We start from the raw sequence: 15,188 nt of genomic DNA, 5'->3' as shown, positions 1-15,188 counted from the left end.
GCGTGGAGCGTCGAGCACAGCGGTTGCGGCCACGAGCTGATCCTTCCTAGACCGGGGAACACGGATAATCTTGACAACAATGCTGATCTCGAAATATTCCGCTCCGGACTTCGACCCGTACGGCGACAACCGCATCGACGAGCCGAACTCGCTCTGGCCCGCGCCCGTCGCCGGCGGCCCCGTGTCGGCGTCCGTCTCCCTGCCGGGTTCCAAGTCGCTCACCGCACGGGAGCTGGTGCTCGCGGCGCTCGCGGACGGCCCGTCGCTTCTCCGCTCGCCCCTCCACTCGCGCGACAGCGGCAACATGGTCGAGGCGCTCCGCGCCCTCGGCGTCGGGATCGACGAGAAGCCGGGCTCCGGCGAGTTCGGCGCCGACTTCCTCGTCACGCCGGCGGAGGAGCTCATCGGCAGCACCACGATCGAGTGCGGCCAGGCCGGAACGGTGATGCGCTTCGTCCCGCCGATCGCCGGGCTGGCGCTCGGGCCGACCATGTTCGACGCGGACGACTCTGCGCGCGGACGCCCGATGGGCGCGATCATCGCCGCCCTGCGGGCGCTCGGGGTGGATGTGAACGACGACGGCCGCGGATCCCTCCCGTTCACGGTCCACGGCACGGGCCGGGTCGCGGGCGGTGCGGTGGAGGTGGATGCGTCCAGCTCCAGTCAGTTCGTCAGCGCACTCCTGCTCTCCGCGAGCCGGTTCGAGAACGGCCTCGACCTGACCCACGCGGGCGAGCGCCTGCCGAGCCTGCCCCACATCGAGATGACGATCGCCGCGCTGGCCGCGCGCGGGGTCACCGTCGAGTCGCCCGAGACCGGCCACTGGGTCGTGGCTCCCGGGACCATCGCGGCGCGTGAGGTCGACATCGAACCCGACCTCTCCAACGCGGCGCCGTTCCTGGCGGCTGCGGTGGTGACGGGCGGAACGGTCACGATCACCGGCTGGCCGGAGTCGACCACGCAGGTCGGAGCCGACCTCGCGGAGCTGCTGCCCCTGTTCGGCGCGACGGTCACCCGCGACGGCGACCGTCTCACAGTCACCGGCCCGGAGCGGCCGAACGGCGTCACCCTCGACCTGACGACCGGCGGCGAGCTGGCACCCGCGCTCGTCGCTATCGCCGCCCTCGCCGACGGTCCGAGCGAGATCACCGGGATCGGCCACATCCGCCACCACGAAACCGACCGTCTCGCAGCGCTGGCTGCGGAGATCAACGGCCTGGGCGGCGCCGTCACCGAGCTCGAGGACGGCCTGCGCATCGAGCCGCGCCCACTCCACGGCGGCGTCTGGCGCAGCTATGAGGACCACCGGATGGCGACAGCCGGCGCAATCGTCGGCCTGGTCGTCCAGGGCGTCGAGATCGAGAACATCGGCACCACGGCGAAGACGCTTCCGCAGTTCACCCAGCTGTGGACGCGGATGCTGCAGGAAGCCACCGACCCGCGTGGCTGACAACACCGGGTCGTGGTGGGACGACGGTGAGGACGACGACGACGAGCTCGACCCGTACGACGAGTCCACCATCCGCAGCCGCCCGAATCCCAAGGGCAACCGCCCCCGCACCAAGATCCGACCGGAGCACGCCGACGCCCGGATCGCGCGCGTGCTGGGCGTCGACCGGGGACGCTACACGGTCCTCCTCGACGAGGACACCGACCACGAACGGCAGGTGACCGCCGCCCGCGCGAGCGAACTGCGGCGGAACCCGATCGTGAACGGCGACCGCGTCGCCGTCGTGGGCGACACCACGGGAGAAGGGGGCACGCTCGCCCGCATCGTCCGGATCGAGCCGCGCACCACGCTCCTGCGCCGCAGCGCCGACGACACCGACGAGGTGGAGCGCGTCATCGTGGCGAACGCCGACCAGATGCTCATCGTCGTCGCAGCCGCGAATCCAGAACCCCGCACCCGCCTCGTCGACCGGTACCTGGTCGCGGCGTACGACGCGGGGATCGAACCCATGCTGTGCGTCACCAAGACCGACCTCGCCGATCCTGCGCCCTTCCTCGCGAACTTCGCAGGCCTCGACCTCCCCGTCTTCACCAGCCGCGAGGACAACATCCCCGTCCACGACATCACCGAGGCCCTAGTGGGGCACGACACGGTCGTCGTCGGCCACTCCGGTGTCGGCAAGTCGACCCTCGTCAACGCTCTGGTCCCGGGTGCGTTCCGCGCTGTCGGCATCGTCAACCAGGTGACCGGGCGCGGACGGCACACATCGTCGTCCACGGTGTCCCTCCGGGTGGAGGACGGCGCCGGTCGCCACGGCTGGGTCATCGACACCCCCGGAGTGCGGTCGTTCGGCCTCGGGCACGTGAACACCGACAGCATCCTGAAGGCCTTCACGGATCTCGCGGCCATCGCCGAGAATTGCCCGCGGGGATGCACGCACCTGCCGGACGCGCCCGACTGCGCCATCATCGAGGCCGTCGAGGCTGGGCAGCTCGGCGAGGCGGGACGCGCGCGGCTGGACTCCCTGCAGCGCCTGCTCGCCACGTTCGCACGCTGACGGCGTCTGCTGCCGTCGCCGTCGGCTGTCAGAATGGACGCATGACGGATGTGCGACTCGAAGCGGGCGAACAGGCTCCCGCGTTCACCTTGACCGACCAGGACGGCACCGCGGTCTCGCTCGGCGACTTCGCCGGCGACAACGTGATCGTGTACTTCTACCCGGCGGCCATGACGCCCGGGTGCACGACGGAGGCGTGCGACTTCCGCGACAACCTGAACTCGCTGAAGTCGGCCGGCTACCAGGTGATCGGCATCTCGAAGGATGCGCCGGCGCGGAACAAGGAGTTCCAGGAGCAGGAGGGTCTCAACTTCCCGCTGCTGTCCGACGAAGACCTCGCCGTGCACAAGGAGTACGGCGCCTACGGCGAGAAGAAGCTCTACGGCAAGACCGTCGAGGGCGTCATCCGTTCGACCTTCGTGGTCGACCCGGACGGCTCGCTGCGCCTCCCGCTCTACAACGTGAAGGCGACCGGGCACGTCGCCATGCTGCGGAAGAAGCTGGGCATCGACGCCTGACCCTCTCCTTGCGTCGCGGTGACGCCGCGGGAGCGTCTATGCAGGAAGTCGGGGCACCGAAGCGAGCAGCCGACGCGTGTACGGGTCGCTCGGGGAGCCGAGCACCTCGCGCGTAGCACCCTGCTCGACGACCCGGCCGCCCTGTAGCACCACCGTCTGGGCGCAGAGGGAGGCGACGACCCCGAGGTCGTGGGACACCATGACGACGGTCATGCCCTCCGTCGCGGCGAGCTCGCCGAGCAGTTCGATGATCTGGATGCGCGTGGTCACGTCCAGCGCACTGACCGGCTCGTCGGCGAGCAGGACGCGCGGTCGCGACACGATCGCGCGGGCGATCGCGATCCGCTGACGCTGCCCGCCCGAGAACTCGTGCGGGTACCGCCGAGCGGCGTCCGCCGGCAGCGCCACGGCTTCGAGGGCGTGTGCGACCCGGTCGCGGGCGTCCTCGCCGGAGGCGACCCGCAGGGACGCGAGCGGCTCGCCGACGATCCGGCCGATGCTCTGGCGCGGGTCGAGCGACGAGTACGGGTCTTGGAAGACCGGCTGAACGGCGCGGCGGAAGCGGCGGAGCTGCTCGCGGTCGCGCGGGTCGAGGGGCTCGCCGTCGAAGAGCACGGCACCGCTGGTGGGCTGAGCCAGCCCGAGCAGCAGCGACAGGGCGGTCGTCTTCCCTGCCCCGGACTCCCCCACCAGGCCGAGGCTGCGTCCGGGGTCCACCGCGAACGAGACGTCGTCGAGCGCCGAGGTGGCGGCGCGGCGGTAGCGGAAGCCCGCCTCCCGCAGTTCCAGGATGGCCGTCATCGCACCTCCAGAGCGGCGTCGAGCTCCCGTGCACTTCGCACGAGTTCTGCGGTGTAGGGGTCGCTGGGGGCGCGCAGCAGCTGCGCGATGGGCCCCTCCTCCACCATGCGTCCGGCGCGCAGGACCATCGCCCGCTGCGCCATGCGCGACACCACGGCCAGGTCGTGGCTCACGAAGAGCAGCGACATGCCGCGCTCGTCGACCAGCCGCTCGATCAGCGCCAGCACGTCGGCCTGGACTGTCACATCCAGGGCGGTCGTCGGCTCGTCCGCGATCAAGAGCCGGGGACGGCAGGCCAGCGCGGCCGCGATGGCGACCCGCTGGCGCTGGCCGCCCGAGATCTCCCAGGAGTAGGCACGCGCGATACGCGCAGGCTCAGGAAGCCCCACCTCGGTGAGCGCGTCGAGCACGGAGCGGCGCAGTTCGTCTCCGCGCAGCCCCAGGTGGCGCCGGAGCGGTTCGGCGACCTGGCGCCCCACTCGCATCAGCGGGTCGAGGGCGGTCAGCGGCTCCTGGAACACCGTGGAGGCCACGCGGCCGCGAAGTGGGACGAGCTCACGCTCCCGGGCGCCGATGACCTGCACACCGTCGAGAAGGATGCTTCCGGACGCCGTCAGCCCGTCGGGCAGCAGCCCGGTCAGGGCGAACGACGTCAGCGACTTGCCCGAGCCCGACTCCCCGATCAGGCTCAGCCTCTCCCCCGGCGCCAGGCGGAACGAGACGTCGTGGACGAGCGTCGAGCCGTCGCGCGTCGCGACGGACAGCCCCCGGACGTCCAAGACGTCGGCCACCACCTGCTCCTGAGACACGTCCGCGCTCATCGGGACCTCCTCCGGGTCGGGTCTGCGACATCGCGCAGGCCGTCTGCCACCAGGTTGACGCCGATGACCAGCACGACCAGCGCCACGCCGGGTGCGATCGCGCCGGCGGGTGCCGTGGACACGGTCCCCTGCGCTTCCTGCAGGAGCCGCCCCCAGGATGCGTTCGGGGGCGGAGCGCCGAGGCCGAGGTACGACAGGCTGGCCTCGGCCAGCACCGCCACACCGAACTGCAAGGCCAGATTCACGCTGAGCGTCGGCCAGATGTTCGGCAGGATGTGGCGCGCGATGATCCCGCCCCACGAGGTGCCCGAGGTGCGGGCGGCCGTGACGTACTGCTGGGAGAGCACCCGTTTCGCGAGCACCCTCGTGAGCCGCGCGACCACCGCGGACATCGCGAGGCCGATGGCGACGATGGCCGTGCCGAGGGAGGCGCCCTGCGCCGCGACGATCAGCATGGCCAGCAGCAGCGTCGGGAAGGCGATGAGGATGTCGAGCGCGGCGGACAGGGTGTCGTCGACCCACCGGGTGGCGAACGCCGCCAGCAGCCCGAGGGTGATGCCGACCACCGCACCGATGGCGACCGAACCCAGCCCGACCGCCAGCGCGATGCGAGCGCCGATCATCAGCTGCGTGAGCAGATCGCGGCCGAAGCGGTCCGTCCCGAGCCAGTGCGAGCCGCTGGGCTGCTCGAGCCGGGTTCCGGACGTGTCGGACTGCGCGTAGGGCAGCCAGAAGAACGACACCGCCGCGACGATGACCACGAGTCCGACGAGCGTCAGCCCGATGCCGAGGGTCACCGAACGCCGCGCGCGCCGTCGCGGCCGGCCGGCGGGCTCGGGTGCGGCCGCTTCGGTCGCCTGCTCCACGATCGCGCTCATACGTTCCCCGAGATGCTGTGGCGCAGCCGTGGGTCGACGAGCCGCTGGGCGATGTCGGCGAGGAAACCGACGATCAGCACGAGGAGCGTCGAGACGAACAGGATGCCCTGGATGTTCGGGTAGTCGTGCTGCTCGATCGCTTTCAGCAGCATGCTGCCGAGGCCCGGCAGGGTGAAGACGCTCTCCACCACCACGGCACCCAGAAACGTGGTGGCCAACTCGATGCCGAGCACCGAGATGACCGGAACGGCGCCGTTGCGGAGGCCGTGCGCCCACATTGCGCGACCGAACCCGGACCCGAGCGCCCGTGCATTGCGCAGGTAGTCGCTGCCGATCACATCCAACGTCGCGCTCCGCACATACCGCGCGATGGATGCGCTCATCACGATGGCGATCGTCACGACGGGCAGCGCCAGCGACGTGAGCGCCGCCGACGGATCCGACCAGTCGTCACGCGGGAATCCCCCGGACGGGAACCACCCCAGGGTGATGGCGAACACATCCACCAGCAGGATGCCCACCCAGAAGACCGGGACGGCGATCCCCAGTTGCGAGAAGGCGGAGAGCACGACGCCGTACCAGCGGTCCGCCTTCCACGCTGCGAAGAAGCCGATGGGGAGCGCCAGCACCAGTGCCAGGATGAACGACAGCAGGGTCAGCGGAACGGTCACGGACAGCCGAGCCGCGATCTCCGGGCCCACCGGCAGGGAGCTGATGAAAGACTCCCCCAGATTCAGCGACAGCAGGCTGCCGAACCAGCTGAAGAACTGCTGCAGCAGCGGAAGGTCGCTTCCGACCTGACGCTGAGCCGCCGCGATCTGCTCCTTGGTCGCGCCGACCGAGAGCAGCGCGTTCGACGGATCGCCAGGAAGCACCCGGAGCAGGAAGAACAGGACGACCATGGCCAGCACCAGCGACACCACGAGGAACGCGGTGCGACGGAGGAGGTAAAGGGCCATGGTCATCTCAGAGTAGATGCTCGGGAAGCCCGCTGATGGGCTCCCCGAGCATCTGTGGATAGTGCCGAGCGCGTGCTACTTCTTGACGATGTCGTACGCGTAGAACTGCGAGTTCAGCCCGTTCACGGGGTAGCCGCTCACGCTGCTGTCGGACACGACGATCTGCGGGTACAGGTACAGCCAGGCGCTGGCCGCATCCTTCGCGATCTGCTCGTTGACCTGCTTCAGCTTCGCGGTCTGCTCGGCCGTCGTGCTCGCCTGCTCGGCTTCGTTCACCCACGCCGTCACCTGCGGGTTGTCGTATCCCCAGTAGAAGTCCGGGTTGCCGTACCAGACCACATCGCGGTCGTTCACGTGCTCCTGCAGCGTCGCCGTGAAGTCGTGGTTCTTGAAGACCTTCGTGTACCACTCGTCGGCGGAGATGGAGTTGATGGTCACGGTCACGCCGACCTTCGCCAGCTCGCTCTTCAGGAACTCGGCAACGGCCGGGTGCGGGTCGTACGTCGGGGTGTCCAGCGTGAAGCTGAAGCCGTTGGGGAGGCCCGCCTCAGCGAGCTCCTTCTTCGCCAGGTTGACGTCGTACGGGTTCACCTTCGTGAGGTCCTCGTACCAGGGGTCGCTCGGCGGGACCATCGAGCCGATGAGCGTGCCGTAGTCGCCCCAGATCGAGTTGAGCAGCTTCTTGGTGTCGATGGCGGAGTAGACCGCCTTGCGGACCTCGACCTTGTCGAACGGCGCGACCTTGTCGTTGAAAGCCAGCAGCTCCTTCGTCGTCGACTTGCCCTCGGAGATCGTGTAGTCCTTGTTTCCCTTGAAGGTGCTCAGCGCATCCGGGCTCTGGATGCTGGTCACGACGTCGACCTGCTTGGTCTGCAGCGCATTCGACAGGGCGGAGGCGTCGGTGAAGTAGTCGAACTCCACTTGCTTGTTCTTCGCCTGGTCGCCCCAGTAGCCGCTCCAGCGCTCGAGGCTCAAGGAACTGCCGCGCTTCCAGCTGCCCAGCTTGTAGGGCCCGGTGCCGTCCTCGGCCGTCTTGTAGTTCGACGTTCCGGGGCCGTAGATCCAGATGTAGCTGAGGTTGTACGGCAGCGAGATCGACCGGGACTTGAGCGTGATCGTGACGGTCTTGGCGTCCGGCGTATCGATCTTCGAGATGACTTCGAGCTGCGACTTGCGGGCGGACTGCGAGTCCTCCGCCGTGACGCGCTCGATGCTGCGCTTCACGTCCGCACTGGTGAGCGCCTTGCCGGAGTGGAACTTCACGCCGTCGCGCAGGGTGAACGTGTAGGTGAGGCCGTCTTCACTCTGGGTGTACTTCGTGGCGAGCAGCGGCTCGACCTTGCCGTCGTCGGTCAGCTTGAACAGGCCCTCGTAGACGTTGCCGTTGAGTGCCTCGGTGACGCCCTGACCGCCGCCGGCCGTGTTGTCGAGGTTCACGGGCTCATAGAGGGAACCGATGGCGATGGATGCGTCGCTGCCGCCCGACGAGGACGACGAGGCGCCCGCGCAACCGGCCAGGGCAAGAGCGGAGGCCAGGCCGATCGCGAGCGTCGCGAAGAGAGAAGACTTTTTCACAGGGGTGCTCCAGTGCTGGGGGAATGTACTGCGGGGATGTGTCTGGGGGATGTGCTGGGGATGGATGCGACGAGCGTGCGGGCCGGGATCCGGCTCAGTGCTGGAAGTCGCCGCCGAAGGCCACGCGCTTCTCGCCGGCCGTGACCGGAACGGGGAAGCGGTTGTTGCGGGGCGGCAGCGGACAGTTGTACTGGTCCGAGAAGCCGCACGGTGGCACGAACGCCCGGTTGAAGTCGAGGACGACGCGATCGCCGTCACGCTCGACGAAGAGGAAGCGACCGGATGCGTAGGTACCGTCGTCCCCCTCGACCCCGTTCGTCGGGTCGCCGAAGACGAGCAGCAGCGTCCCGTCGTCGTCGAAGGCGCTGAGCGTGTAGTCGACGCCATCGCGCTCGAACGCGATGTCGCCCGGAACCACCAGGTCGCGGGTGAGGCCGTTGTCCCGGATGTGCTCGAACGGGATGGTGCGGGCGTCACTGACGGGAGTGAAGGTCGCCTCGATCACCCAGCTGGGGTCGAAGGGGAAGACGTCGATGGTGTCGAACGCACGAATGGCGGGCGATGCGGCGTCCCACAGGCGGATCCCGCGCTCGACCTCGCCGGTCTCCAAGCTCCTCCGCGTCAGCTCCGTCGCGGTGACGGTGTCAGGATGCCCTGCCAGCGCCTCCTGCGGGGTGGTGTCATCGCCGGCGGAGAGCCAACGGGTCTCGATCAGGGCGAGGTTGCCCGTCGGCGACGCAACGCTGCGGAGACGGCTCGACCGCCAGGCCTCCCAGCCCTCACGGGCGCGCTCGATGGTGTCGACAGAAGCGGAGGTCGGTGTGGAGATATCAGTCACGATGTCGGACATAACACTCCGAGTCTGCGGGATGTTCCCGATCGCGCCTATTCGTGTTGCTCTGTGTTGCGGGGCTCCGAGTTGCGCGGCTCGGTGTCGCGCGCTGTGGCCCGCACGACCGACGGTGTGACCGCAAGGACACCGGCGACGACCGCGGGCACCAGCAGGGCCCAGCCGAGATCGGGACGGGCGTAGAAGCCCTGGAAGCATCCCACGGCCACCGCAAGCTGCAGGATCTGGATGGTCACGGTCGACGCGCGCGCCCAGCTGCGGCGACGCAGCAGCCCGGCCACCGTCGCGACGACCCACGCCGCGGCGAGGAAGGCGAGCACCGTGATCGCGACCGCCGAGGGGTACGACTCGGGACGCACCGTGAGCAGGTCGATCAGGAGCCAGACGGCGAGTGCTAAAACGAGCACGGCCTCCACAGCAACGAGCACCGTCAGCACGGTCAGGAGCGCCGGTCGCCGTGAATCGCGGGGGTTTTGGGGGTCGGGCACTATAGCATCCTGACGTTTCCGGCTCGTGTTCTCAGCGTTATCCCATCCAAAACTATTGATTCGGAATAACTGCTATGGGAGCATGTTCTTCGGTCGAGTTTTCGCTCACAGGGTCGTGGGCAGGTCTGATTCCCCCCGGATCTATGCACCCTGCAACCCGGCTGCTTATCTGCATTCTATGGCCCCATCAGGTCTGGAACCCCAGTAAACAAGGAGCACATCTCAATGGATTGGCGCGACAAAGCCGCCTGCCTCACCGCGGACCCCGAGCTTTTCTTCCCGGTGGGCAACACCGGACCCGCGGTCGACCAGATCGACAAGGCCAAGGCGGTTTGCGCGCGTTGCACCGTTACCGAGATCTGCCTGCAGTACGCACTCGAGACCGGCCAGGACTCGGGCGTATGGGGCGGCCTCTCGGAAGACGAGCGCCGCGCTCTCAAGCGCCGCGCCGCCCGCGCCCGCCGCGCCTCCTGAGGCCCGGCCGAACCACACTCTTCACCCTCGTCGGCGGGGATACCCTCCCCGCACCCGCGACACAGCCGAGGCGGCGCTCATTCACCTAGCACCGAGCGCCCCTCGGCTTCTTCGTGCCGGCTGAGGCGGGGATCAGATCTTGGTGAGGTACCGCAACGGGACCTCGATCGTGACCTCGGTGCCCTGGCCCATCAGAGTGTGCCAGTCGATCGCGCCGCCCAACTCACCCTGGATCAGGGTCCGGACGATCTGGGTGCCCAGGCCGGAGCCGACCTTGCCTTCGGGGAGACCGGACCCGTTGTCGACGACCTTGACCGTGAGCGACTCCTCCGAGCGCTTGGCGATGATCTCGACCTGGCCCTCACGTCCTGCGAGTCCGTGCTCGACCGCGTTGGTGACGAGCTCGGTGAGTGCGAGCGCGAGCGGGGTGGCGAACTCCGAGGGCAGCGATCCGAAGGTGCCCGTCTTCTTCGGGTGAACCGTCGTCGTGTGGCTCGCCGCGACCTCAGCCACCAGGAGCAGGACGCGGTCGAACACGTCGTCGAAGTCCACGATCTGCGCCAGCCCCGTCGACAGAGTGTCGTGAACGACCGCGATGGCGGCCACGCGCCGCATGGCCTGGCTGAGGGCCTCGCGGGCCTCTTCCGAGTGGGTGCGGCGGGCCTGGATGCGAAGCAGCGAGGCAACCGTCTGGAGGTTGTTCTTCACACGGTGGTGGATCTCGCGGATCGTGGCGTCTTTGGTGATGAGCTCGCGCTCCTGGTGCCGCTGCTCGGAGACGTCACGGCAGAGGACGATTGCGCCCACCCGCTGACCTCTGTTGCGGATCGGGATGGCGCGCAGCGACACCGTGACGCCGCGCGCCTCGATGTCGGTGCGCCACGGCGCGCGGCCCGTGACGACGAGCGGGAGGGACTCATCGGTCGCAATGGTGCCGGCGAGCAAGCCCGTCGTCACGGCGGCGAGTGATTCGCCCTCGAGCTCGCCGGTGAACCCCATGCGGTTGAACGCACTGAGCGCGTTCGGACTGGCGAACGTCGTCGTGCCGTCGACGTCGAGCCGGATCAGGCCGTCCGCCGCGCGCGGGGCGCCGCGTCGCGGCGCCGCCGGCGCGCCGAGGTCGGGAAAGTCGCCGGTGGCGATCATGTTGAAGAGGTCGTTCGCACACTCGTTGAAGGTGAGCTCCTGGCGGCTGGGAGTGCGCGTCTCGCTGAGGTTGGTGTGCCGTGTGATCACCGCCACCGGCTCGTCTGCCGTCTCGGGCGAGTGGATGGAGAGTCTCCGGATCACCGGGACGGCGCGGACGCGGGTGGGCGTCTCCTCGTACCAGTCCGGAGCGGACGTATCGATGATCTGCTTCGACCGGTAGGCGTCGGTGACCTGCTGGCGCCATTCCGGCTTGATCCGCTGGCCGACGAAGTCGCGGTAGAACAGGGTCGCCGCCGACGACGGACGGGCGTGCGCCACGGCGACGTAGTCGTCATCGGCCGTCGGGATCCACAGCACGATGTCGGCGAACGCGAGGTCGGCCAGCAGCTGCCAGTCCCCCACCAACCCGTGCAGCCATTCCACGTCCTCTTCCGAGGAGCGGCCGTGAGCATGGATGAGATCGCTGAGCGTGGACACCACCCCATCCTAAACGGCGGCTCCCGAGCAATCACGTGAGTTATCCACAAGGCTTATATGCCCTGGACCGAGTGGTGGCAGCCTGCTTGAGTGAGGAATCGTACATATCACAGGTCTATTTCAACACAGACCACCGACACACCTCACCAGGGAGATCCATGCACCACTCCGCCCTCGCCCCCGCGACGCTGACCGCGAGCCGATCGGCTGTGCTCCCGCAACCCTGGCGGTGGCCCAGCGGCCGAGCGGCCATTGTCGCCTCGGACGGGACCGACACGGTCGCACCCATCGCCGAAGCGCGCAACCCGGACCCTGCGACCCTCTGCGCCAACCTCGCCCGCTGCGTGATCGAGATCCTGGCGGGGGCACGGCCGCTCGACCAGATCGGGCGCTGGGTGAGCGACTCGGTGTACGTGCACCTCCTCCGCCGCACCATGCTCGCCGTCCGGGCGCGCGCTGTGGCCGCGGACGACCCGCTTCGCCCGCGCATGAGCATCGGGGACCCACGGCTCGCATTCCCCGCGGAGGGCGTGGTGGAGGCGGTCGTGCTGGTGCATCAGCCGGCCCGCTCGCGCGCGGTGGCGATCCGGCTGGAACGTCACCGCGCGCGTTGGCGCGCGACCGCGATCAACGTGCTCTGACGCACGCCGGACGACGAACGGCGGCCCCTTCCGGGGCCGCCGTTCGTCATGTCTGCCGGTAGAGGCGAGTCAGCGCTTCTTGGCCTGAGCGCGGCGCTCTGCACGGTTCACGGGAGCCTCCTCGTCGGAGGCGTCCACGCGCTGACCGAAGGCTCCGCGCTGGGCCGCGCCCTGCGCCGGCGGGGCCGCCGGTGCGGCCTGCTGCTGGGCGGCGCGCTGCGCCCGCGCAGTCGCGGCCTGCTCGATCTGGCCGCGCTGGTCGCGGACCTCGACACCGCCTTGCTCGGCGGGCGCGGAGTAGCTGAGCCGCTCGTCCCCTTCGCCGCGCGCGAGACCCTTGGCGGCGACTGCGGGGGCTTCCACCTCGCCGGGAGCCTGGTTCACCTCGACCTCCAGGTTGAACAGGAAGCCGATGGTCTCCTCGCGGATGGCGCCCATCATCTGCTGGAACATCGCGAAGCCCTCGCGCTGGTACTCGACCAGCGGGTCGCGCTGCGCCATGGCACGCAGGCCGATGCCGTCCTTCAGGTAGTCCATCTCGTACAGGTGGTCGCGCCAGCGGCGGTCGATCACCGAGAGCACGACGCGGCGCTCGAGCTCGCGCATGGCGGGGGCCCCGAGCGACTCTTCGCGTCGCTGGTAGGCGATGCGGGCGTCGGACATGATCTCGCGACGCATGAACTCGCGGTTGATCTTGCCCTTGTTGCCGGCCTCGGAGATGACCTCGTCGATGCTCACGCCGACCGGGTACAGCGTCTTGAGCTCGGCCCAGAGCGCGTCGAAGTCCCAGTCGTCTCCGCTGCCCTCGCCGGTGTGCTGGTCGAGGATGTCGTCCAGCACGTCCGTCAGGAACTGCTGCACGCGCTCGTGCAGGTCGTCGCCCTCGAGGATGTGGCGTCGGTCGCTGTAGATCGCCTCGCGCTGGCGGTTGAGGACGTCATCGTACTTGAGGACGTTCTTGCGGATCTCGGCGTTGCGCGCCTCGACCTGCGACTGCGCGCTCCGGATGGCGCGGCTGACGACCTTCGACTCGATCGCCATATCGTCAGGGACGCTCGCGCGGCCCATCAGGCTCTCGGCCGCGCCGGCGTTGAACAGGCGCATCAGGTCGTCCGTCAGCGAGAGGTAGAACCGGCTCTCGCCGGGGTCGCCCTGACGGCCGGACCGACCGCGGAGCTGGTTGTCGATACGGCGGGACTCGTGACGCTCGGTGCCGAGCACGTACAGCCCGCCCGCCGCGACGACCTTCTCAGCCTCTTCCGCGACCTGAGCCTTGACGTTCTCGAAGACCTCTTCCCAGGCGGCCTCGTACTCGTCCGGCGTCTCGACCGGGGACAGGCCGCGCGCGTTCATCTCAGCGACCGCGATGAACTCGGAGTTGCCGCCGAGCATGATGTCGGTACCGCGACCGGCCATGTTCGTAGCGACGGTGACCGCGCCGAGCCGGCCCGCCTGTGCGACGATGGCGGCCTCGCGGGCGTGGTTCTTCGCGTTCAGGACCTCGTGGCGGACGCCCTTCTTGGCGAGCAGCCGAGAGAGGTATTCGCTCTTCTCGACGGAGGTCGTTCCGACCAGCACCGGCTGGCCCTTCTCGTGGCGCTTCGCGATGTCTTCGACGACCTGATCGAACTTCGACTTCTCGTTCTTGTAGACGAGGTCGGCCTGGTCGAGGCGCTGCATCGGCTTATTCGTGGGGATCGGGACCACACCGAGCTTGTAGGTACTCATGAACTCGGCGGCCTCCGTCTCGGCCGTACCGGTCATGCCGGAGAGCTTCTTGTAGAGGCGGAAGTAGTTCTGCAGCGTGACCGTGGCCAGGGTCTGGTTCTCGGCCTTGACCTCGACACCCTCCTTGGCCTCGATCGCCTGGTGGATGCCCTCGTTGTACCGACGGCCGACCAGGATGCGGCCGGTGTGCTCGTCGACGATGAGCACCTCACCGTTCATGACGACGTAGTCCTTGTCGCGCTTGAACAGGGCGTTCGCCTTGATGGCGTTGTTGAGGAACGAGATGAGCGGCGTGTTCGCCGACTCGTAGAGGTTGTCGATGCCGAGGTAGTCTTCGACCTTCTCGATACCGGGCTCGAGGACGCCGACCGTGCGCTTCTTCTCATCGACCTCGTAGTCGACCTCGGGGGTGAGGCGCTTCGCCAGGCTCGCGAACTCGTTGAACCAGCGGTTCGCTTCGCCGGACGACGGACCCGAGATGATCAGCGGGGTGCGCGCTTCGTCGATGAGGATCGAGTCGACCTCGTCGACGATGGCGAAGAAGTGGCCGCGCTGGACCATGTCGCTCGCCTGCCATGCCATGTTGTCGCGCAGGTAGTCGAAACCGAACTCGTTGTTGGTGCCGTAGGTGATGTCGGCGGCGTACTGCTCGCGACGCTCTTCCGGGGTCTGTCCGCTGAGGATCACGCCCGTCGACATGCCGAGAGCGCGGAAGACGCGGCCCATGAGCTCGGACTGGTAGCTCGCCAGATAGTCGTTGACCGTGATGACGTGGACGCCGCGGCTCGCGATGGCGTTGAGGTAGGCGGCCGTGGTCGCGACGAGGGTCTTGCCCTCACCGGTCTTCATCTCGGCGATGTTGCCGAGGTGCAGCGCGGCGCCACCCATGATCTGCACGTCGAAGTGACGCATGCCGAGGGTCCGCTTGGCCGCCTCGCGGACCGCGGCGAACGCCTCCGGGAGGAGGTCGTCGAGCGACTCGCCGTTGCCGTAGCGCTCGCGCAGCTCGACGGTCTCGTGCGCGAGTTCCTCGTCGGTGAGTTCGCTGAAGTCGTCTTCGAGGGCGTTGACGGCTTTCGCGTACGCCTCCAGTCGACGGAGGGTCCGGCCCTCGCCGACACGGAGGACCTTTTCAAGAACTGAGGCCACTGATGCACTCCACTTTTGCTCGTTCGGACCGACGGCCCGGCGCCCCGATGGGCGCGCGCCACGGCAGACTCCGTCGACGCTACGGACATGCTACTTGCTCAGCCCCCACGTTCGGACTGTCCTGCCTGAGAGGCGCCTGGAGAACAGCCGATGGCGACCGCCGCCTGGGCGGC

At 68.6% G+C, this 15,188-nt stretch carries 14 protein-coding genes; 5 read left to right on the top strand and 9 right to left on the bottom strand.

Annotated elements, in window-relative coordinates:
- Window positions 1–79 precede the first annotated feature (79 nt).
- From aroA to bcp, 3 genes are read left to right on the top strand one after another with little or no spacing between them, the layout of a single operon-like run.
- Entirely contained in the window at window positions 80–1,450 is a 1,371-nt protein-coding gene (aroA, locus tag AB4Y74_RS03615) for a 3-phosphoshikimate 1-carboxyvinyltransferase (RefSeq protein WP_441797750.1), read from the top strand.
- Window positions 1,443–2,507 carry a ribosome small subunit-dependent GTPase A gene (rsgA, locus tag AB4Y74_RS03610; RefSeq protein ID WP_441797749.1) on the top strand — a complete coding sequence of 355 codons (1,065 nt, stop codon included), beginning with the start codon at window positions 1,443–1,445 and terminating at the stop codon, window positions 2,505–2,507. The genes aroA and rsgA overlap by 8 nt, the downstream gene beginning before the upstream one ends.
- Before the next feature lie 41 nt (window positions 2,508–2,548).
- A complete protein-coding gene (gene bcp / locus AB4Y74_RS03605) occupies window positions 2,549–3,025 on the top strand; it encodes a thioredoxin-dependent thiol peroxidase (RefSeq protein WP_441797748.1) in 477 nt (158 codons plus the stop codon).
- Window positions 3,026–3,061: 36 nt separating this feature from the next.
- On the opposite strand, the gene AB4Y74_RS03600 is transcribed toward bcp, so the two are convergent.
- From AB4Y74_RS03600 to AB4Y74_RS03570, 7 genes are all read right to left on the bottom strand, one after another.
- Window positions 3,062–3,826 carry an ABC transporter ATP-binding protein gene (locus tag AB4Y74_RS03600; protein WP_441797747.1) on the bottom strand — a complete coding sequence of 255 codons (765 nt, stop codon included), beginning with the start codon at window positions 3,824–3,826 and terminating at the stop codon, window positions 3,062–3,064.
- Window positions 3,823–4,647 carry an ABC transporter ATP-binding protein gene (locus AB4Y74_RS03595; RefSeq protein ID WP_441797746.1) on the bottom strand — a complete coding sequence of 275 codons (825 nt, stop codon included), beginning with the start codon at window positions 4,645–4,647 and terminating at the stop codon, window positions 3,823–3,825. The genes AB4Y74_RS03600 and AB4Y74_RS03595 overlap by 4 nt, the downstream gene beginning before the upstream one ends.
- Entirely contained in the window at window positions 4,644–5,525 is an 882-nt protein-coding gene (locus AB4Y74_RS03590; RefSeq protein WP_441797745.1) for an ABC transporter permease, read from the bottom strand. The genes AB4Y74_RS03595 and AB4Y74_RS03590 overlap by 4 nt, the downstream gene beginning before the upstream one ends.
- A complete protein-coding gene (locus AB4Y74_RS03585) occupies window positions 5,522–6,484 on the bottom strand; it encodes an ABC transporter permease (protein ID WP_441800385.1) in 963 nt (320 codons plus the stop codon). The genes AB4Y74_RS03590 and AB4Y74_RS03585 overlap by 4 nt, the downstream gene beginning before the upstream one ends.
- Before the next feature lie 75 nt (window positions 6,485–6,559).
- Window positions 6,560–8,059 (bottom strand): ABC transporter substrate-binding protein, encoded by a 1,500-nt coding sequence (locus AB4Y74_RS03580; protein WP_441797744.1) that lies wholly within the window; start codon window positions 8,057–8,059, stop codon window positions 6,560–6,562.
- Between the two features lie 94 nt (window positions 8,060–8,153).
- Complete coding sequence (locus AB4Y74_RS03575) at window positions 8,154–8,909, bottom strand: DUF1684 domain-containing protein (protein WP_441797743.1); 756 nt, start codon at window positions 8,907–8,909, stop codon at window positions 8,154–8,156.
- Window positions 8,910–8,944: 35 nt separating this feature from the next.
- Complete coding sequence (locus AB4Y74_RS03570) at window positions 8,945–9,397, bottom strand: hypothetical protein (protein WP_441797742.1); 453 nt, start codon at window positions 9,395–9,397, stop codon at window positions 8,945–8,947.
- 225 nt (window positions 9,398–9,622) lie between these two features.
- Here AB4Y74_RS03570 and AB4Y74_RS03565 point away from each other — a divergent pair, with 225 nt between their 5' ends.
- On the top strand, window positions 9,623–9,871 hold the full coding sequence (locus AB4Y74_RS03565; RefSeq protein ID WP_018190103.1) for a WhiB family transcriptional regulator: 249 nt from the start codon (window positions 9,623–9,625) through the stop codon (window positions 9,869–9,871).
- Window positions 9,872–10,003: 132 nt separating this feature from the next.
- On the opposite strand, the gene AB4Y74_RS03560 is transcribed toward AB4Y74_RS03565, so the two are convergent.
- Window positions 10,004–11,497, bottom strand: coding sequence for a sensor histidine kinase (locus tag AB4Y74_RS03560; RefSeq protein ID WP_441797741.1), 1,494 nt, complete (start codon window positions 11,495–11,497; stop codon window positions 10,004–10,006).
- A gap of 158 nt (window positions 11,498–11,655) precedes the next feature.
- Between AB4Y74_RS03560 and AB4Y74_RS03555 the strand changes: the two genes are divergently transcribed.
- Window positions 11,656–12,138 carry an Rv3235 family protein gene (locus AB4Y74_RS03555; protein ID WP_441797740.1) on the top strand — a complete coding sequence of 161 codons (483 nt, stop codon included), beginning with the start codon at window positions 11,656–11,658 and terminating at the stop codon, window positions 12,136–12,138.
- Between the two features lie 69 nt (window positions 12,139–12,207).
- Here the strand turns inward: AB4Y74_RS03555 and secA are convergent, their stop codons facing one another.
- Window positions 12,208–15,015: a preprotein translocase subunit SecA gene (secA, locus tag AB4Y74_RS03550; protein WP_441797739.1), complete on the bottom strand. Its 2,808-nt coding sequence runs from the start codon at window positions 15,013–15,015 to the stop codon at window positions 12,208–12,210.
- Between the last annotated feature and the right edge of the window lie 173 nt (window positions 15,016–15,188).

It is taken from the genome of Leifsonia sp. RAF41, from assembly GCF_052114085.1.
Lineage (GTDB): Bacteria > Actinomycetota > Actinomycetes > Actinomycetales > Microbacteriaceae > Leifsonia.
The sequence above is the reverse complement of the archived record's forward strand: the minus strand, read 5'-3'. Positions and strand labels throughout refer to the sequence as shown.

What these genes read in the sequence shown, in the direction of transcription:
- AB4Y74_RS03565 (WP_018190103.1), top strand. Translation starts at nt 9,623, where the DNA reads ATGGATTGGCGCGACAAAGCCGCCTGCCTCACCGCGGACCCCGAGCTT.
- AB4Y74_RS03595 (WP_441797746.1), bottom strand. Translation starts at nt 4,647, where the DNA reads ATGAGCGCGGACGTGTCTCAGGAGCAGGTGGTGGCCGACGTCTTGGAC.
- AB4Y74_RS03575 (WP_441797743.1), bottom strand. Translation starts at nt 8,909, where the DNA reads ATGTCCGACATCGTGACTGATATCTCCACACCGACCTCCGCTTCTGTC.
- AB4Y74_RS03555 (WP_441797740.1), top strand. Translation starts at nt 11,656, where the DNA reads ATGCACCACTCCGCCCTCGCCCCCGCGACGCTGACCGCGAGCCGATCG.
- AB4Y74_RS03600 (WP_441797747.1), bottom strand. Translation starts at nt 3,826, where the DNA reads ATGACGGCCATCCTGGAACTGCGGGAGGCGGGCTTCCGCTACCGCCGC.
- bcp (WP_441797748.1), top strand. Translation starts at nt 2,549, where the DNA reads ATGACGGATGTGCGACTCGAAGCGGGCGAACAGGCTCCCGCGTTCACC.
- AB4Y74_RS03590 (WP_441797745.1), bottom strand. Translation starts at nt 5,525, where the DNA reads ATGAGCGCGATCGTGGAGCAGGCGACCGAAGCGGCCGCACCCGAGCCC.
- aroA (WP_441797750.1), top strand. Translation starts at nt 80, where the DNA reads ATGCTGATCTCGAAATATTCCGCTCCGGACTTCGACCCGTACGGCGAC.
- AB4Y74_RS03585 (WP_441800385.1), bottom strand. Translation starts at nt 6,484, where the DNA reads ATGGCCCTTTACCTCCTCCGTCGCACCGCGTTCCTCGTGGTGTCGCTG.